Here is a 20,000-nt window from a genome sequence, read left to right on the forward strand (position 1 = left end):
GCCATGTCGTCGCAAAGATATTCGGTCACACCACATCCCATTGAAACCCTGCTTACCTGGGTAAAATCGGGCGAGATCGCTATTCCCGAGATCCAACGGCCATTCGTGTGGGAAGGGACCAAGGTCCGCAATCTGCTCGATTCCCTCTACCAGGGCTATCCGGTGGGCTACCTGATTGCGTGGCGCAACCCGAATGTGAAACTCAAGGACGGCACGCTGTCGGCGGGCAAACGAATTCTCATTGACGGGCAACAACGCGTCACGGCGCTTATGGCGGGGTTGCTTGGCCGCGAAGTCCTCACAAAAGACTATGACACGGTCCGCATCCGAATTGCTTTTCATCCGCTGGAGGAGAAATTCGAGGTGGCGAACCCCGCAATCAGAAAAGATGGGTCCTGGATCGAGGATGTCGCCACGGTGTTTGCGCCCGATGCCGATCTGATCGAGCTCACGGACTCTTATATCAGCAAAAATCCGCAGGCCGATCGCAAACATGTCGGGAAGGTCCTTCAAAAACTCCAGAAGATCATTAACAACCATGTCGGCCTGATCGAGCTCGCCGAGGATCTCGATATCGAAACGGTGACCGAGATCTTCATCCGCGTGAATTCGGCCGGCACAGAGCTCTCTCAAGCGGATTTCGTGATGTCGAAGATTGCCGCCAACGAAAGCTACGGTGGCAATACGCTCCGCAAGGCCATCGACTATTTCTGCCGCCTCGCGGTCGCACCCGAGTTTCTGTCGACGATTGAAAAGAGCGACAAGGTCTTCGTGGCATCAGAGTTTCTGCCGAAGATGCGTTGGCTTAAAGACGTCAACGATGATATCTATGACCCCGCTTATACCGATATGCTCCGCGTCGCCTTCACGGCCGAGTTCGGCCGCGGCAAACTGTCGGACCTGGTTGCCTTGCTATCCGGCCGCAACTTCGAGACGCGACAGTATGAAGCATCGATCGCCGAGGAGTCCTTCGGGAAGCTTAAGCAAGGGATTCTTCAATTCATAAACCAAACCCATTTCGAGCGGTTCACGATGATCCTGCGCTCGGCGGGTTTTGTAACCAGCGATCTCATTGGCGGGCAGAATGCCGTCAATTTCGCCTACATCCTTTACCTAAAGGGCAGGGCGGAGAAGATTCCGGCCCACGAACTCGAACAGCTAGTGCGGCGCTGGTACGCGATGTCGATTCTCCGCGGGCGCTTCACGGCTAGTCCGGAAACGGCCTTCGATCTGGATATTCGTCAGATTGAATCTGTCGGTCTCGTGCCGTATGTGAATACGGTCATCGAAACAGAGCTTCCCGCCTCGTTCTGGACGGGGATGCTGCTGCAGCAGATGGACACCTCCTCAGGTCAGAGCCCTTATCTGCTGGCGTACAAGGCCGCGCAGGTGAAACTCAAAGACAAGGGTTTCCTGTCGCGGGATATCTCGGTCCATGACTTGCTGATGAATCGCAGCGACGTGCACCATGTCTTTCCGCGAAACTACTTGAAGAAGCAAGGACTCGCCCGCGGCCGCTACAACCAGATTGCGAACTTTGTCTTAGCGCAAAGCGAGATCAATATCGTGATCGGTGACCGGGCTCCGGATATCTATTTCAAGGAACTGACAGAACAATGTGCCGGCAGTACCGCGAAGTATGGCGGCATCACGGAACTCGCAGAGATGAAGGCAAACTTTCAGATGAATTGCCTGCCCGAGTCGCTGCTGAATGGTCAAATCCCGTCTTACGACGATTTCCTTGAGGAGAGGCGTCAATTGATGGCCTTCAAGATCAAGCAATGGTTCGAGGTGCTGTGATGATTGCTGGCCTCAAACCATACCCCAAATATCAGGATACTGACCTGCCCTGGCTAGATTCGATGCCGTCGAACTGGTCCAAGCGAAGAATGAAGTTTCTCTTTAGGGAACGCGTCCAAAAGGGCTTCCCGCATGAGCCGCTCCTCGCCGCAACTCAGAGAAAAGGCGTTGTACGCAAGAGCGACTATGAAAGTCGTACAGTCACCGCATCGAAGGATTTTCATCTTCTCAAGCTGGTCGAAACAGGCGATTTTGTAATTAGTTTACGTTCATTCGAGGGTGGTATTGAGTTAGCCCACGCTCGCGGCATTATAAGCCCTGCATACACCATTCTCTGTCCGGGACCCGACGCGGTGCGAGCTTTCTATTCGCGCTTCTTCAAGTCGGCCGACTTTATTCGAAGTTTGACGCTCTTTGTCACGGGCATTCGCGAGGGCCAGAACATCGACTATGAGCGACTCAGCCGTGCCTACATGCCCTTACCACCGGCAGAAGACCAGATTGCAATAGGTCGGTTCTTAGACTGGAGCAGCGGACGGCTGGACAAGGCAATCCGGAGCAAACAGAGAGTGGTCATGCTCCTCAACGAGCAACGGCAAACCATAATCAACCACGCAGTTACCCGCGGAATAGATGCTAGTGCACGTCTCAAACCCTCAGGCATTCCTTGGGTTGGGGACATCCCGGAGCATTGGGATATTCGCCGCGCGAAATACATCTTCCACGAAGTTGACGAAAGGTCTCTTGATGGCGGCGAGGAACTCCTGTCCGTCTCTCACATCACGGGAGTCACGCCGCGAAGTCAGAAGAACATTACAATGTTCAAAGCCGCTTCGTACTCCGGCCATAAACTCTGTCAACCGGGCGATCTTGTAGTTAATACAATGTGGGCTTGGATGGGTGCGCTCGGAGTGTCGACCTATTCGGGAATCATTAGCCCCGCATACGCAGTTTATCGACCACACCAGAACCAAAGGTTTGTCCGAGAATATATCGACGGTTTGCTACGAAGTAGACCGTACATCTCAAACATCCTGTGTCGTTCCACGGGTGTACGATCTTCGCGGCTTCGAATGTACCCGGAGGAATTCTTCCGACTACCCATTATCCTCCCTCCGTTTTCGGAGCAACAGAGAATAGTTGAATCGATAGGAGTCAAGAGCGCCGGTGTCAACAAAAGCATCGCTCGTCTTGAGCGCGAAATCGAGCTGCTCCAAGAACTAAAGACAAGCTTAGTTAACGACGTTGTCACAGGAAAAGTCGACGTTCGTGGAGCGGGGGCTCAATTACCGAAAGACGTTATCGCCGAAGCGGCAAACTTTGATGCTGATCAAGAGATCGATGACGAGACTCTCGAAGAAGAGGTGTCGCTATGACCTCCCGCCCAGCTATTCCCATCGAAATTCGCCGCGACGTTCTGTTTGAAGCGCGCCATCACTGTGCGGTCTGTTGTGTGCCAACCCCCCTACAGCGCGCCCATGTGCGGCCGTGGAGCAAGAGCCATGAACACAGTGTCGCCAATCTGATCGCACTTTGCGCAAATTGCCACGCCCGTGCTGACCAGGAGAAATGGGGAGAAGCGGTTCTCGGCCGCTACAAGAAAAATCCCTGCATCCTCGCGGCAAACTCGCCGGTCGTCATGAGTGCCGAGCAAAAAGCGATCGTCGACCTCATTGTGGCGAAAGATCCCGATGCGATGACGGAAAAGGAACGGATGAGATTCGTGTCCATCGTCGCCGCTTATGCCGGGACGCGCATCGGGAATATCGAAGTCATTTCGGTTGCAGCGGCAAATAGTTCGCGGATACGGCTAAAGATGCCCATGACTGCAGCGGCAAAACTCGTCGGAGGTTTCGAGCGACACGACCCATTGCTGACGGAGTTCATGGAGGATTTCTCGCTGTTGAAGGTGGAACCGCCAAAACCTCTCGACGAGGCCATTTTTAACAGACGAACAACCGATACAAGTGAGAAGGGGCTCGAAACCATCATCGTCCGCCACATGACGGGCTCAGACGGTCTGGCCGTGACGCCGGGCGCAATGGAGGGAACTCCACACACCGCCGGAACCGGCTATTTTGCGGGCAGCGCGCGCGACTACGACCGCGGTCATTCCCTCGACGTCCCCCACCTATTTGCATTCTTGCGCGCGACTCAGCCGGATAGCTTTGCGAAATTGGCGATTGGCGATGATCCCAAAGATATCAACCGCCTTAAGTTTCTTACCCGGCTATCGTCCGAAATCGGAAAAAGAGGCGTAATCGATGTATTGCGGAAGGGATTGGATCATGGACCTCTACGTTTCGATCTCTTCTATGGCACGCCCTCGCCGGGTAACGTGAAAGCCGAATGGCTCAACTCGCTGAACCGATTTTCACTGACGCGCCAGCTTGCCTATAGCATGGATGAGAGCCGCCGAGCCCTTGACCTGTGTCTCTTTATCAATGGGCTACCCATTGCGACATTCGAGCTGAAGAATAGCCTGACGAAGCAAACCGTCGATGATGCGGTTGAGCAATACCGTCGTGATCGCGATCCGCGGGAGCCTCTATTCGGGTTCGGGAGGTGTGTTGTCCATTTCGCTGTCGACGACAGTGAAGTGAGTATTTGCACGGAGTTGAAGGGGAAGGCTTCGTGGTTCCTTCCTTTCAATAAAGGCTATAAGGACGGTGCTGGCAATCCGCCGAATCCAATCGGCCTGAAGACCGATTACCTCTGGAAAGAGGTGCTCACGCCTGCCGGACTGACCGATATTCTCGAGAATTTCGCTCAGATCGTTGAGGAGAAGGACCCGCGTACCAACCGTAAGAAGCGCAAACAGGTCTGGCCACGCTACCACCAGCTTGATCTCGTGCATAAGGCGCTCGCCGACGTTCGTCACACGGGGGCTGGGAAGCGCTATCTCGTGCAGCATTCCGCAGGCAGCGGTAAATCGAATTCCATCGCATGGCTTTCACACCAGCTAGTCGGTCTCAAGCGCAACGGAAAGGAGATCTTCGACTCGGTCATCGTGGTGACGGATCGTAGGATTCTCGATGATCAGATCCAAAAGACGATTAAACAATTCATGCAGGTCGGCGCCACTGTCGGCCATGCCGAGCATTCAGGAGACCTGCGCAAATTCATCGAGCAGGGCAGGAAGATCATTGTCTCGACGGTGCAAAAATTCCCATTCATCCTCGATGAGATCGCCACTGAGTCGGGACGGTCGTTTGCGATCGTTATCGATGAGGCGCATTCCAGTCAGGGTGGGAAGACATCAGCCGCGATGAGCCAGGCGCTCTCGTCGAGTGATGTTGAGGGCGACCACGACGCCGAAGACACCGTCAATGAGGCGCTAGAAAAGCGGATGGCGGCGCGCAAAATGCTGAAAAACGCCAGCTACTTCGCGTTCACGGCGACGCCCAAAAATAAGACGCTGGAAATGTTCGGAGAGGTGTTGCCGCCGGATGCCGAAGGCAAGGTCAAGCACAGACCGTTCCATTCCTACACGATGAAGCAGGCGATCGAGGAGCGGTTCATCCTCGACGTGCTGAAGGCCTTCACGCCGGTAACGAGCTATTACAAACTGATCAAAAAAACCGAAGAAGATCCCGAGTTTGACACAAAGAAGGCGAAGAAAAAGCTCCGCCGTTATGTAGAGAGCCACGATCATGCAATCCGCCTCAAAGCGGAGATCATGGTCGATCATTTCCATGACCATGTAATCGCCGCCGGCAAAATCGGCGGCGAGGCGCGCGCAATGATCGTCACGAGCGGTATCGAACGCGCGATTCAATACTTCCACGCTTTCAAGACTTACCTTGCCGAGCGCAAGAGCCCTTATCAGGCGATCGTGGCATTTTCAGGGGACCATGAATTCGGCGGTACGAAGGTAAGCGAAGCATCGCTCAATGGCTTTCCAAGCCGAGATATCGCGGACACCATACAGGAGGACCCGTATCGCTTCCTGATCTGCGCCGATAAGTTCCAGACCGGCTACGACGAGCCGCTGCTGCACTCAATGTATGTCGATAAACCGCTGTCTGGCATCAAGGCGGTTCAGACCCTGTCGCGCCTCAATCGCGCGCATCCGCAAAAATACGACTGCTTCGTTCTCGATTTCCAGAACAATTCGGAAGCCATTAACTTTGCCTTTCAGGATTACTACCGCACGACGATTCTGGCCGAGGAGACCGATCCCAACAAACTTCACGACCTGAAGGCAGCGCTCGACGGAGCGCAGGTCTATTCGCAAGAACAGGTCGAAAAGGTGGTCGAGCTGTTCCTCGGCGGCGCGGAACGCGACAAACTCGACCCGATTCTCGATCTGTGTGTCGCGGTTTATATCGACGCGCTCGATGAAGATTCTCAGGTGGAATTCAAGGGCAAGGCAAAGATCTTCTGCCGCACCTACAGCTTCCTGTCTTCGATCATTCCCTACAGTAACGCTGAATGGGAAAAGCTCTCGATCTTCCTCACTCTGTTAACCCCAAAACTGCCGGCGCCGAAAGAAGAGGACCTTTCCAAAGGAATCCTTGAAGCGATCGATATGGACAGCTACCGGGTCGAGAAGAAAGCGATAATGAACATCGCGCTGGCGGACACGGATGCCGAAATCGCTCCGGTCCCGATGGACGTTCAAGGGCATAAATCCGAGCCCGAGCTGGACCGGCTGAGCAATATCCTAAAAACCTTCAATGAGCAGTTTGGGACATTGTTCACCGATACTGACCGTGTTGCGAAACGCATTCGCGACGATATCGCTCCGAAAGTCGCGGCAGATGCGGCTTACCAGAACGCAAAAGAGAATACCCCTCACACCGCGCGCATGGCCCATGACCAGGCTCTGGCCAAAGTGATGCAGCATCTTCTGAAAGATGACACGCAGGTTTACAAGCAGTTCGTTGAAAATGAGTCGTTCAAGCGTTTTGTCGGCGATATGGTGTATGCGCTGACGAGCCAATAGTGTGTTGAAGCAAGCGCTGCATCAAGATGCTGAAGGGCAGGAGGCCGGACCCGGTTACTCTATGGATGAGGCACTCCAATCATTCGAAGCAATGCTCGCCGACGCATGCGCGGAGATCACTGGGGTATATTTCCAACTGCCGATTGCCGATGCTGACTCACTCTACCGGGAGCGGGTCTATTGCTACGAGCTCTACCATCAGCTACGACGCCGGTGGGACACATTTCCCTACAGCCTCGGCGGAGAAGTCGACAAAGCGGGCCATCCTCACTTTCGGAGGGGGCCTTATGCGCGCTCGAAACCGGATCTGTTGGTACACATACCCGGCGACATGGACAACAATCTTGTGTGCGTTGAAGTCAAGCCGTTGACGCGTCCGGTTGACGAATTCGTCGACGACATCAGGAAGCTGATCTGGTTTTGTGAAAATGCGCACTATTATCGCGGGCTATTTCTCGTCTATGGGACTGCAGACGACAACGCAATGCGCGATAATCTGCCCGGCAAGTTTCATGATTTGTTCGGGGCGCTCGAAGGCCTTGATATCTCAAGAATTCAGTTCTGGTTTCATCCGGCGCCGTGGCAGGCGAGCCGCAGGATTGAATATTGAGTATCGCGCCTCATGAACAGGGCCAGCCGGCCGTCTCTTGGCTTGATTTTCGCGGTCCCATAAAATAACTTGTCGCCCTTAGATGAGAACCAAAAGAATACGGTCCAAACGTGCTCAGGCTCGTCTTAAATCCCCATGACTATCAAAGTCGCATAACATATCTTATGACAAATTATCGTTGTATTTCAGATACTTAGGATGTCATGCGGGAAGAGATTATGTTAAATGGGCACAAGCTAAAATTCCTGTTCCCAGCGCGAGATCTAGCCCAGACGTTGCGTAGACATGCACGACTGAACATCATTTCTTTCCCTACTGCCTAACCTCATGCTCGATAATAAACGCGGTCTAGCATCGCGGCACTGGCAATGCTGGGATAAGCGACGCGCGATCGCAGAAGGAAGTCCAGAAAAGAATCCTTGTTACGGCGAGGAAACAGGCTCTCGACGGGACTCGGCAGCTTCCATTGCGTATGATTGCGCAGCCGGATCGCGACGAAGATTCGTTCGGCGGCTCTGTTCGGTGCTTGGCCCCAACCGGTGGCCAGGAAAAAAGCGTTCTGGGCCTTTGGCCGCTCACAAAGAAGCCAAGGTGGCGCGAGCTGTGAATCATCGAACAGGTCATTCTCAAAGGCACTCATGGCGTACAAGACCGGTTCCGCATCTTTGTCAAGCCGTGCGATTGTCGTCGTCCCCGTGGCCTTATCCACCGAAAAGCGGTGAAGGGCGAAGAGCAGCGCCACAAGGATATCCGATGTGACATCGAGTCCGACGCTAGGCAGGCCATAGTGCTGCGCCGTCGCAAAAGCCCAAAGCCGATACATGTAAGAACTGTGGAACTGTTGGCTCCCTTGAACGATGTCCTGACGTTGGCGGGTACCGGCGAGAGATTTCTTCAAAATCTGTTCGGCGATGTATGTATCGAGGATCGCCGACCACTGCTCAAAAACAGTTGTGAACTCGACCTTGAGACGCGCGCCAGATGATGGAAGAGAGGGCTCGCTGACCTGGGGTTCGCCATACAACCTCATGGAATCTTCTTCCGGCCGCGTGAGCAGATATTCGCGCGTCTGGCCGCGCCACATCAGCTTAAGACTGTCGTCTTTCGAATGGATCAGCGATGCGAAGGCGAGAAGGCCCTCGAGGCTGTGCGCCTCGAGAACGGGTACTCTGCGAAAGGGCACGCGCAGGAATACACCATTGGCCATGTGATCGATCGGCGACGGCTTGAAACGTGACGTGAGCCCGTAAACCGCTGCGCCCGGAGCGGGCACAAAAGACCAGGAATGGCCGCCCAGATCATCGACGAAGTAACCTTCGCCATCGGCAACGACGAGCTTCTCTGCCACAGCCGCGCTCGAAATGCGATCGCCCTGCCCGCGCAGGTTTGTGAAATGCGGCGAAAGCGGGATGGTGACCTGGCTAGGCAATTGACTCGAACATCCTTTCGGCGGACTCCTGTCCAATCTCGATAAATTTTGCATCGATCGGGGGATGCCCGACGACTTCGACCGATCGGTAGCCCCGGTTTATGGCGTTATTCGCGACCTCGCTATATCGTGGTCCCAGTTCGAGCCTATGGGCGTAAAACACAAGCGCTTCAACAAGAGCGGCCATAGAACCATCTGTATATGGCTGGTGGAAGATAACCGGGCCTTCCGACCCGTCCTTCGTTTCGTCGATGAGTTTCCTCATTTTGGACGCCGTTGGCCAAAACCGGCTAATGAGATCCAGAATGCAGCGAATTGGGTTCTGGATCACCTCAATAACATGCGGTTCATCCTCCACCACGAAAAATCGCTTGTCGCTGAACTGGCTTAAGCCTGGAGCAATCTGCGTGATCGTGCCGGCCGCTCCCATCGATATGTTTGCCCGCCACCTTAAATCGCGAAGTGTCTGGAGCGTCGATTCCTTGATCTCCGGTGCCTGGAGCGCCGAAATGCGTATTTTTGCTTCTGGGACTCGATAAGTAGGAATGAGCCAGCCAATGCATTTCGACAGGACCGCCTGGAACAGGTCGCTGTCGAGAAAGGGCACGATTAGCTTGGGAGAGAACACATCATCCCGCGTTGGCCTCTTTTCGAGGCATCGTGCAGCTGCCAGGCAATCTTGAACGGACGTCCACAACGACAGTTCTGAAAAGAGGCGCTCGCAATGATCGATTGGAAAATATTCCTCTTCACTGCGTTCTTCCTTGACGGCCATCCAAGCCTCCACAAGCCAAGATTATGCCATTTCTACCTCTCCGTGATCGCCTCGTGGCCGGCACGGCTGAGGGGCGACAGAAGATAACTGATGATATGCCGCGAGCCGGTCTTGATCTCGGCCGTCGCGGCCATGCCGGGTTCGAGATTGATCATGCGGTCATCGATCTGCATTTCGGAGCGATCGAGGGAGATGCGCGCCGAATAAACCAGCTCCTGCCCTTTGGGCTCGCTGCTGTCATCCTCAGAACCGGCCTGCTGCTTATTGTCAGTTTTATCTGCCGGTTTGTCGCGGGTGATGGCGTCCTGCGATACGGATATGACCCTGCCGTGCAACAGGCCATAGCGCGTGTAGTTGAAGGTATCGATCTTGACGGCGACCTCCTGCCCTTCATGCACGAAGCCGATATCCCTGTTCGGCACCATAGCCTCGATCTCAAGGCGGCTGTCGCCGGGCACGACGACCATGAGGGTTTGCGCAGGAGTCACAACGCCGCCCTCGGTATGCACGGCCAACTGTTGAACTGTGCCATCTACCGGTGAGGTCAGGGTCTGCAATCGGTATTTCTTCGAGGCTTCGATGAACTGTTCATGCAGGCTGGAGGCTTTCTGGGCAGCCTGTGTCAGATCGTCGAGGTTTTTATGTTTATATTCTGCTTCGGCCTGTTCGCGCTGTTCCTTGAACGATGAGACCTGCGCCGTGGCTTCATCGAGGCGCCCCCGCTGAACTTTTAATTCCTGCTGATGCTCCACGAGGTCCTGCTGGGCCGAATAGGCGTCCATCTTTGAGCCGATCTGCCGGTCGGCGAGAGACTGCCGCGCCCTGGCCTTCTTTTCGAGATAAGGCAGGGCTTCGGTGATCTTGGAGATATTCGACTGCACGGCGGCAAGGTTGCCGCCATATTGTGCGATCTGCCGGTCGAGGCCCGCCAGTTTGGCGCGTTGCTCGGCGACCTGGCTGGTGAGGAGCGATTTCTGAAGGGCTATCTGGTCCTCCGTCGCCTCTTCCGGAGCGATGAAGTCTGTCGCCGGATCATCAGCCGTACTTAACGATGCCTTGAGCCGGGCAACATCGAGCGCCGCCGTCATATATTCCTTCTGTAACCGATCGCGCTCGGCCTCACTGATCGTCGCATCGATCTCGATCAATACATCCCCGGCTTTCACTGATTGCCCATCCTGCACATGAATGGCGTGAACGACGCCGGTCTCGAACGGCTGAATGACCTTGCTGCGGCCTGTCGGCACAATCTTGCCTTGCGCCGTGGCGATAATGTCGACGGAGCCGATACAGGCCCATAAGAGAGCGATGACGAAGAAGACAATCAGCGTCCCAGCGATGATGCGCCCGGCGGGCGAAGCCGGCGTTTCGATAATTTCAAGCGCGGCCGGCAGGAATTCGGTTTCGGGATCGGGCTTGTCGAGATAAGGTTCGATGCGCCGCCAGAGCTTGTCGGACTTGCGCTGGATATACTCATTGGCTTCCTGATAGTAATCCCATGCTCTAAGCGCTCTTTGCCGAAGCGACATGCAACCCTCCCTGAAGCCGGAGGAGCGAAGCATAGCGGCCGTCGGTATTCACCAGTTCGTCATGACTGCCGTCTTCGACGATACGGCCCTTCTCGATCGTGATAATGCGGTGGCAGTGGCGCACGGCGGAAAGCCGGTGGGCGATGATGATGACCGTGCGGCCCTGCGCGATGCGGCGCATATTTTCCTGAATGATGCGCTCGCTCTCATAATCGAGGGCGCTGGTGGCTTCGTCGAAAATCAGGATGCGCGGGTCAGTGATCAGCGCGCGAGCAATCGCGATACGCTGCCTCTGCCCGCCGGAGAGGTTCGAGCCGCGCTCGCCGACATGCGTGTCATAGCCCTGCGGCAGTTCGAGGATGAATTCATGCGCGCCGGCCAGCTTGGCCGCCTGTATCACGCGCTCGGTTGGCATACCGGGATCGGCAAGCGCGATATTGTCGCGCACCGGACGATTGAACAGGATGTTTTCCTGCAGTACGACACCGATCTGCCGCCGCAGCCATGCCGTATCGACGGCGGCAAGATCGACACCATCCACCAGCACTCGCCCGCTTTCAGGCACATAAAGCCGCTGCATAAGTTTCGTCAGCGTCGACTTGCCGGAGCCTGATGGTCCGACAATGCCCATGACCTGACCGGGCGGTAGGGAAAGAGAAATGTCATGCAGGACTACCGGACCATCCGTCACATAGCGGAAAGTGACATGCTCGAAGCTGATGGCTCCTTTGATAGCAGGCAACGCTGTCCGTCCCGGCGAGAAACCCGGTTCCGGATGTGTGTTGAGAATATCGCCAAGCCGCGCAATAGATAGCCGCGCCTGATGAAAATCCTGCCAGACTTGCGCCAACCGCAAGACTGGTTGCGATACCCTACCCGCCAACATGTTGAACGCGATCAGCTCACCAACGGTCATATCGCCGTTAATAACGGCCTTCGCACCGAAGAACAGGATGGCGGCCGTCACGAGTTTACTGACAAGCTGCACACCCTGACTGGCCCAATTGCCGAGATTAAGCACCTTGAAGCTAGCCTTCACATAACCGGCTAATTGCTCTTCCCACCGCCGCTGCATCTGCGGCTCGACCGCCATAGCTTTCAGCGTCTCAATGCCGGTGATGCTTTCGACAAGGAAAGCCTGATTTTCTGCGCCGCGATTGAATTTCTCATTCAGGCGGCGCCGGAAGACCGGCGTCACCGCCATCGAGATGGCGATATAGAACGGGAACGATGCAATGACGATAATGGTCAGGAACGGCGAATACCACGCCATGACGGCAAGGAAAACAAAGGTGAAGAACAGGTCGATGACAAGCGTCAACGCCGAACTGGTCAAGAAGTTGCGGATATTTTCAAGCTCGCGCACCCGCGCAATGCTGTCGCCCGTGCGGCGCGCCTCGAAATAGGCAATCGGCAGCGCTACCAGATGCCGGAACAGCCGAGCGCCCAGTTCCACATCGATGCGGCTGGTCGTATGGGAAAAAACGTAGGTGCGAAGAGCCGTCAGCGCGCTTTCGAATATGGCGACGGTAACGAAGCCGAACACCAGAACGTCGAGCGTCGTGAGGCCGCGATGCACCAGAACCTTGTCGACCACCACCTGAAAGAACAGCGGCGAGACGAGCGCAAAAAGCTGCAGGAAGAACGACGCAACCAAGACCTCACCGAGCAACCGGCGATACTTATGCATCGCGCCGAGAAACCATGTGATGTTGAAGGTCCGGGCCACTTCCCCAAGCCCTGCCCGGCGCGTCATCAGCAGAAGATCACCACTCCACCGTTCCTCGAATTCCTTGCGCGGCAGGATTTGAGGGCGGTTGATTGAGGGGTCCTGAACCAGAACCGTATCTTCGGAGGCCTTGCCGAGAATGAGGAAAGTCCCATCCCGCATCCGGGCTATCGCCGGCAGCGGCGTATCCGTCAGACGCTCCCATCGGCTTTCGATGACACGCGCCTTGAGCTGAAACTCCTTGGCGCAGCGGAGCATTTCCATCGTGCCGAAAGCCGAGCCGCCGAATTTATGCGTCAATTGCGCCCGATCGGCCGCGATGCCGTGAAAACGAAGCAGAAGCACAAAAGATGCAAGGCCGGTATCGAGGGATTGTTCCGGTTTAGTCGCTTCTGAGGGGGCGGTCTGATCCATGTTTATTGGTGATTTGCGGTAGCCTCACCGCTGTCATCATCGTCCGAGAAGCCGATCCATTGGCTGCGCGCTGTCTGATAGTGCTTGTCGGGGTCGTAGAGTTCGACGGGTAGTTTCATGGCTTCTGCTTTGAGCAACCCGGTTGCCGAACGGATTTGCAGGATGGCAAGCGTAATATCATGCTCGGCCTGAATGACGGCGGTCTTGGCGTCGATCAGTTCCTGCTCGGCGTTGAGCACATCGAGCGTCGTGCGCGTTCCGGCCTTCGCCTCTTCCCGGACATTCTGCAAGGAGAGATCGGCAGCATCCCGCTCGGCTTCGTCAGCTATCAATGTGCTGCGGGCGGTCTCAAGGCCATGCCAGCCATCTGTGGCGTCTTCGTAAACCTGGTGCCGCGCTTCCTCAAGCTTCATGCGCTGTTCGGTGACCTTCTGCTCTGCGGCGCGCGTGCGCGAATAATCGGCGCCGGTCTTGTAAAGCGGCATCGTCACCTGCACAAGAACCTGCGAACTGTCCTGTCGGCCAGGGATATAGGTGCTCTGGTCCCACTGCTTTTGCGTCGTGCCGACAAGATCGACTTCGGGCAGAAGGCTGCCTTTGTTGAGATCGACCTCCGCATCCGCCTCGTCGTAATTTGCGGTGGCCGCCGCAATGCCGGGATTATGCTTCTTGGCGAGATTGAGCGTTTCATCGAGGCTGGCCGCGTCGGCCAGTTCCAGATGCGGCGGTTGCAAGGTGCCAGGAATATCGCCGACGAGATGGACGTAGGCAGCGCGGTGGCGTTCAAGATCGCTTTCGGCCTTGAGACGGTCTGCTTCGGCTCGCTTCAGTCGGGATTCCGCCTGATGCACGTCGGTCGTGCCGACATCTCCTTGCTTCAATCGTTCCTTCGTGGCATTCAACTCGTCACGCAGCACGCGCTCGTTATCGCGGTCGAGCGCGACCAGCGCCAGATCATGCACGACATCGATATAGGCCGTGCCGGTATCGAGGAACAGTTTCTGCTCCGTAACCTGCAGATTGGCGCGCTCGGCTTCAACCTGCTTCTCGGCGGCGCGCGTCTGCGCGACGGTGCGAAAGCCCCGGAACAGCGGCTGCGTGAACTGCAGGCCTGTACTGCGGGGTGTGAGGCCGTTGGATGACGTGGGTATAGGGGCAGATGACGGGTCGTGAACCGCCTGATTGCTGATCCCGGCATTGGCCGTCGCTTCGATATCCGGCCGCCAGTTACTAAGAGCTTGCGACACCTGCTCATCCGTCTCGCGCAGCTTGGCGCGTTCGGCAAGCAGGGTTGGATTAGTCTCGTAAACCTGCACCAGCGCCTGCTCGATAGTCTCGGCGGCTGCATATCCAGGAATGACCAGACCGGCGATCGCCACCACTCCCACACACCGCAGATACGACTTCATCGAGGGCCTTTTGGTAAACGTTACGCCGGTCAACCCATTCGTCAGCTACCACGCCGCCGCTATCGCATTTTGCAGAGTCGTATTCGTCGGCATGGTCGTGCCCGAAGTTTGCGGATTGAAGCTGGAATGAGCCGATTGATAGGTCGCCATCGCGGAAACAAGTGACGCCACACTCGAATTCAAGAGCGTCGAACCATCCGCCGTGAAGCTGCTGACCTGATCGGCGGAACTGTTGTACCACCCCGAGATATCGATTTGATCGGAGGTCCCCAGCAGATCGATCAAAAGATCGTTGCCGCTCCTCTTGAACCAGAGGTCCTCATCCGTGGTGCTGGAGGACGTAAAGTCGATCGTTCCAGCGGCGGCGCTGCCATTACCGGCATCGTAAATCGTATCCGCCGTTCCGAAGCTCGAACCGAATTCGTAGGTATTCGTGCCGCCATCACCATAGAGCGTGTCGGTTCCGGTTCCCGCTTCAAGTGTCGTATTACCCGAACCGGCGTAGACATAGTCACCCGCCCCGTTGCCCGCTTCGAGCGTATCGCTGCCCGAACCGCCGATAAGAGTCTGGCCGTCCTGGTTGCCACCAACGAAGGTAACGCTGCCGCTGGTGTATTGGGACGAAAGTTCCGATGCACCACTGCCCGACATCCCGCTGAGGTCGTAGGTGCCTGATCCCCAGACATAGAGTGTTGAGCCTGAGGCGTTGAGTGTACTGAAACCGGAAAGTTCTCCTGATGTCAGGAATAGATGGCTGGCGTCCACATTCAACGTCTGGACATCACTGATCGTCAGGCCGGTAAGATCGTCGGTATGCGCATCGAGGGTGTTATCGCTGCCGCTGCCGGTAACGGCCGTGCCGCTGGTGCCGTTGTAAATGACAAAGTCGTTCGTGCCGCTGCCCCCTTCGAGAGTATCGACGCCCGCGCCGTCAACGAGTGTGTCTGATCCCGAACCGCCGATAAGGGTATTCGTGCCAGATCCGGCATAAAGGTAATCTCCCGCGCCGCCTCCGGCTTCGAGCGTGTCCGTTCCTGAGCCGCCGATCAGCGTCTGTCCATCCTGATCATTGCCGATCAGCGTTACATTGGCGGATGTATCGGCGGCGCTGAGGTTCAAGGTGCTTACGACATCGACGCTGCTCAGATCATACGTTCCGGTGTCCGAGGCATACATCGTCACGCCGCCAGCATCGATCGTCGTAAAGCCGGCCAGTTCCTCAGCCGTAACTGTAATCGAATATCCGCCGATATAGAGCGTCTGCACACCGCTGACGGTCATACCGGAAATGTCCGTGACGGAGGAATCAACCTGCAGCGTGTTGCTTCCTGTACCGCCGGTGACGCTTGTGCCGCTGGTGCCATTCTCGATGACAAAAGTGTTTGTGCCACTGCCGCCTTCGAAAGTATCGACGCCTGCCCCGTCATAGAACGTATCGGAACCCGAACCGCCAACAAGCGTATTGTCACCCGAGCCGGCGTAGAGATAATCGCCGCTGCCGCCGCCGGCTTCGACCGTATCGGCGCCAGAGCCGCCGATCAGTGTCTCGTTATCTTCATCATTGCCGATGATTGTCACATCCGCAGTCGTGGTGGCGGCGCTGATCGTCAACGCTCCGGTGCCCCCGGCCGCGCTGATGTCATAGGTCCCGACGGGAGAGACATAGATCCCCGCAAAGCCATAACCGTTCCCGTTAATCGTGGTGAACTGGTCCAGTTCCTGCGCCGTCAGCGTCACATAACTCGAACCTTCAATATCGAGCGTCTGGATGCCGGTGATGACATCTTGCGTCAGATCGTCGCTCGTTGTCGCATCGTTCACGACGAGGATGTTGTTCGCGCCGGCGACGCCGGTGATGACAGCGCCCGGACCGTCGAGCGTGAACGTCACATCACCGCTGCCATCGGCGATACCCGGCAGCGCATGCAGTTCATCGACGATCGATGCCGTGATCGCCGCGCCGGCTGCGGAGAAATCATCCGCCAGCGCGCTGTCATATTCGCTTTGCGACAGACTGAGATCACTCGCCAACGTGTCCATGAACACGCCCATCGCACCGAGGTATTGAAGTGCCGTGGTCGTATCCGCGGGAACATTGTCACCCACCGCCGTGGCAAGCGTGGAAAGGTCCGTCGAACCCGTGAGGCTATCGGTATCGTAATCGTAGGTGACACCCGGCAGATATTGCGCCAGGGGACCTTGCGCCAAAAAGCTTTCGGTTTCATAGCTCAGGAACTGGCTGTAGGTCTTTTCCAGCGCCTGTCCTGTGCCCGCGGTGCCGGGGTTGGTCGTTCCGGAATCGGGGTCCTCCCAACTCTCTCCGTTCACCGCCTCGAGGACACCGAGATCTTGCGCATTGACGTATGATCCGCGGCTCGTTGGGTCGGTACTCGCCACACCTGCCCATTCGTACATGATCGTTTGCATCTGCTGGTTGAACGTCGCCGCGTCGGCGAGCGTGTCCGTCGCAAGGCCCTCCACTTCCCCAAGCAATGTCGGGTCGAGACTTTCGGCGATGTACAGATCAGGCATGGTGCCATAACCGCGAAGGTTAGGCAGCGCGAGTGTTTCGGGGTCAAACGTGTAGGAACCGGTATAGGTGCTGTCGAGCGTGCTGTTGTCGAAGAACGCCTCGGCGACCTGCCCAGTGCCTCCGGAATAAGTGAAGGTCGCCACCTGACCGATCTCGTTGCCGTTGACGATCTCGTTCTCGGGCGAGGTCTCGAGGCTGATCGAGGTGATGCCGAGCGAGGAGAGCCTTTGCACTTCACCGGGATCGACTGTGCCATTGCCGTTCGCGTCGACCCACACATAGAGGCTGGAGAAGCCGGGATCGCTGCTGTTGATCACGCCGTCGTCGTTGCTGTCGAGCGCTTGCAAGGCGGCGAAGCCGTTAGTCGAGGAATTGCCGAACAGATCGCTGATGCTCGTCGGATCAGTCGTGTCGACAAGGATGCCGGTTCCCGGTCCGACCCAGCCTGTGTGCACCGCATAACCCGTGCCAAAGAGATCGAAATAGGCCGAAGAATCCGCAAGCGATGTCAGCTGCACCCCCGTCGCGGTTCCGCCGCCCATGCCGCTCAGATCCAGAACGATCGGATCGATCATCGTTCCATTGAACCCGCTCGACGCGCCTAACGCTCCGGAGCCGTCTGATGTTGGACCACCGTCAGGAAGAGGACCTCCTGATATTAGCGAGGTATCGCCGGTGTCGGAATCGAGAGAGTAAGAGGTGCCCCCACCGCCGGAAGTCTGATAGTAAAGCGTCGGTCCACCTCCGCCACCGCTGCCGATATACACGGGACCAGAAGGCGAAATGGGACTGCTGCTTCCACCACCACCACCACCGCCGCCGACCGGAGTGTAGGTTGTTGTGCCATAGAGCTTATCCACGGTTAGCGTGCCGATCACGGTGCCGCTGCTGTTCGTAATGCTGACATCGAGCAGATAATCAACCCCGGGCGTCGCCCATCCATCAGTGTTATAAATTCCTGCCCACGTTCCGGGCGAAAGGACGGCACAGACGCTCCCTCCGTCGTCCATGATTACAAGTGAACCCGGGCTGATCGCATTACCTGTAAGACTGATGGGAGAACCGACAGCGTAGGCAGCATTGCTGCTCAGGCTATCGCTCCCCGAGCCGTCGATGTTCGGATCGTAGACGTAGCTCTCGTTGCCGGCCGCATCCAGATCGGACAAATCATCAAGTGTTGTCCCAGGCGTGTCTACTGCAGTTGGCACATATGCAACCGTGCCCGGAGCCATGCCCGACCAGGAGCCGCCATAAATTTTATTCAACCCCTCGCTTAGCCGTAGGAGCTCGCTTCCGTTAACGATGCTGATACTGTTGTTCGCAACAATGTTGTTCGCAGTATAAGCGTCTGTCGCACCAATATCTCCAGGCTGGGCCACGTAGTAGCCTTGGGAGATCAGATATTCTTCAAGCGACAAGTTGGCTATGTCTCCGGGGTCGGGGTCGGTGACGAAAGCCTGCTGAATAACTTGGGCCGCTGTCAACGTACCCGTGAATGAAGTTGTAGATATTTTTTGCTCAAACGTAATGAGAGATTTGAGATCAACAGAGCCGCTACTTATCGGAGATTCGGTGCTAGGTTGAAATCCAAGCATAAGCAGGGCTTCATCTATACGCCGGTTGGGCACATCGGTATTTGGGCTGAACGCCACATCATAGGCGACTGCGCCCCAGTTCTTGTCTGCTGTATCGGAAGCAAGATTTGGGATTCTCGTAAAGGCGCGAGGTGCGCCGTACAACACATCTTCAAGTCCGGCCCACACCTGCGGAGGCGTCGTTGCTGGATTTGCATAATTTTCAAGTTCCGGATCGACAACATCAGTGAAATAATTATCCGTGAGCCGTAGCGCTGTAGTGGCATTAATCGTCACTCCACTCCCCAGCGCAGTATTGAGGCTTGTATCGGAACCATCGGTTGTCGGGGGGCTAGTTGCCACAGCTGAGATGGCGACCCATTGAGCAGCTTCTATCGTAGGGTCAGATGACAAAATCCCTGCATTTTCTAATTGAGTTTCAGCGTCTATCGTGGAATCTAAATTATCTGTTATGTCGAACCCATATCCAACGTTTAATTTATAGCCGGTACTGGAATGATCGACATAAAATCCTGAAACGGTGAGGCCAGGATTCTCCTCTGAAGTTACAAATCCATCCCTGATACTGGTGTAGTCGGTCATCTCCCGCTCCTCTTTGTATAAGTTGAAAGATTATTCAGGGAATTACTCCGTCCTTCGGCATCGCTTTCCCTTCCGACTGCACGCATCCTCCGGTTAATACGATGGGAGGCGAATCTTCATAGGCGATGAAGTTTAGGTCGCTATGGCTGAATTGCAGAGTCTTAGGATTGAGCTTCCATCCCCGAATGTGTAAGATGAAGCGGCGAGTGGCCACCTCTTCCCCTTCGGGATTCATAGAGGTAGTTCGTTGGGTGAAGATAAGATCATTTTGTGCTCCCATCGGCAGCTCAATTGTGCCTTTAGCTACGCCACCTAGGTGACCTGCCGCCGCCATCCATAATTCACCGGTTTCATCATCCAAGCGCAATATGGTCTTCGCATATACCACGTTGGACTCCAACGCTCCTTCTTCCCATCTGAGCGCCTGTTTCGTCGTACATTCAAAGACGGCTGCGTAAGCCGAATTCGCAACCATCGAAATCAGAATTAAAACGATCGGCGAGATTTTCTTACCCATCTGCTCCTCGAAGCTTGAAGTTCGAATGCGCCTGCGCAACGGGAAGACAACGGCACATATAAAGGCGGGAACGGTGCTGCACGATGAAGGCTGCACTTCACATCGCAGCGTATGTAATCAGGTCATAAAT

General features: G+C 55.9%; 11 protein-coding genes. 4 read left to right on the top strand and 7 right to left on the bottom strand.

Annotation, left to right across the window (positions count from 1 at the left end):
- Window positions 1–3: 3 nt before the first annotated feature.
- From OHL23_RS08495 to OHL23_RS08510, 4 genes are read left to right on the top strand one after another with little or no spacing between them, the layout of a single operon-like run.
- Window positions 4–1,800: a GmrSD restriction endonuclease domain-containing protein gene (locus OHL23_RS08495; RefSeq protein ID WP_263351347.1), complete on the top strand. Its 1,797-nt coding sequence runs from the start codon at window positions 4–6 to the stop codon at window positions 1,798–1,800.
- The gene (locus OHL23_RS08500; protein WP_263351348.1) at window positions 1,800–3,176 is read left to right on the top strand and encodes a restriction endonuclease subunit S; all 1,377 of its coding nucleotides are present in this window, start codon (window positions 1,800–1,802) and stop codon (window positions 3,174–3,176) included. Before OHL23_RS08495 ends, OHL23_RS08500 begins: the two co-directional genes overlap by 1 nt.
- Window positions 3,173–6,748 (top strand): type I restriction endonuclease, encoded by a 3,576-nt coding sequence (locus OHL23_RS08505; protein ID WP_263351349.1) that lies wholly within the window; start codon window positions 3,173–3,175, stop codon window positions 6,746–6,748. Before OHL23_RS08500 ends, OHL23_RS08505 begins: the two co-directional genes overlap by 4 nt.
- A gap of 1 nt (window position 6,749) precedes the next feature.
- Complete coding sequence (locus tag OHL23_RS08510; RefSeq protein WP_263351350.1) at window positions 6,750–7,358, top strand: hypothetical protein; 609 nt, start codon at window positions 6,750–6,752, stop codon at window positions 7,356–7,358.
- A gap of 325 nt (window positions 7,359–7,683) precedes the next feature.
- On the opposite strand, the gene OHL23_RS08515 is transcribed toward OHL23_RS08510, so the two are convergent.
- The 7 genes from OHL23_RS08515 to OHL23_RS08545 form a co-directional block, all read right to left on the bottom strand.
- Window positions 7,684–8,787 (bottom strand): FRG domain-containing protein, encoded by a 1,104-nt coding sequence (locus OHL23_RS08515; RefSeq protein ID WP_263351351.1) that lies wholly within the window; start codon window positions 8,785–8,787, stop codon window positions 7,684–7,686.
- Window positions 8,780–9,562, bottom strand: a complete 783-nt coding sequence (locus tag OHL23_RS08520) for a hypothetical protein (RefSeq protein ID WP_263351352.1) — start codon at window positions 9,560–9,562, stop codon at window positions 8,780–8,782. Before OHL23_RS08520 ends, OHL23_RS08515 begins: the two co-directional genes overlap by 8 nt.
- A 32-nt stretch (window positions 9,563–9,594) precedes the next feature.
- Window positions 9,595–11,091 (bottom strand): HlyD family type I secretion periplasmic adaptor subunit, encoded by a 1,497-nt coding sequence (locus OHL23_RS08525; RefSeq protein ID WP_263351353.1) that lies wholly within the window; start codon window positions 11,089–11,091, stop codon window positions 9,595–9,597.
- Complete coding sequence (locus tag OHL23_RS08530; RefSeq protein ID WP_263351354.1) at window positions 11,066–13,234, bottom strand: type I secretion system permease/ATPase; 2,169 nt, start codon at window positions 13,232–13,234, stop codon at window positions 11,066–11,068. The genes OHL23_RS08525 and OHL23_RS08530 overlap by 26 nt, the downstream gene beginning before the upstream one ends.
- Window positions 13,235–13,236: 2 nt before the next feature.
- The gene (locus OHL23_RS08535) at window positions 13,237–14,643 is read right to left on the bottom strand and encodes a TolC family outer membrane protein (protein WP_263351355.1); all 1,407 of its coding nucleotides are present in this window, start codon (window positions 14,641–14,643) and stop codon (window positions 13,237–13,239) included.
- Between the two features lie 45 nt (window positions 14,644–14,688).
- Entirely contained in the window at window positions 14,689–19,047 is a 4,359-nt protein-coding gene (locus OHL23_RS08540) for a beta strand repeat-containing protein (protein ID WP_263351356.1), read from the bottom strand.
- 340 nt (window positions 19,048–19,387) lie between these two features.
- Window positions 19,388–19,870 carry a hypothetical protein gene (locus OHL23_RS08545; RefSeq protein ID WP_263351357.1) on the bottom strand — a complete coding sequence of 161 codons (483 nt, stop codon included), beginning with the start codon at window positions 19,868–19,870 and terminating at the stop codon, window positions 19,388–19,390.
- Window positions 19,871–20,000 lie beyond the last annotated feature (130 nt).

Source organism: Acidicapsa acidisoli, assembly GCF_025685625.1.
In the GTDB taxonomy this organism is placed as follows: domain Bacteria; phylum Acidobacteriota; class Terriglobia; order Terriglobales; family Acidobacteriaceae; genus Acidicapsa; species Acidicapsa acidisoli.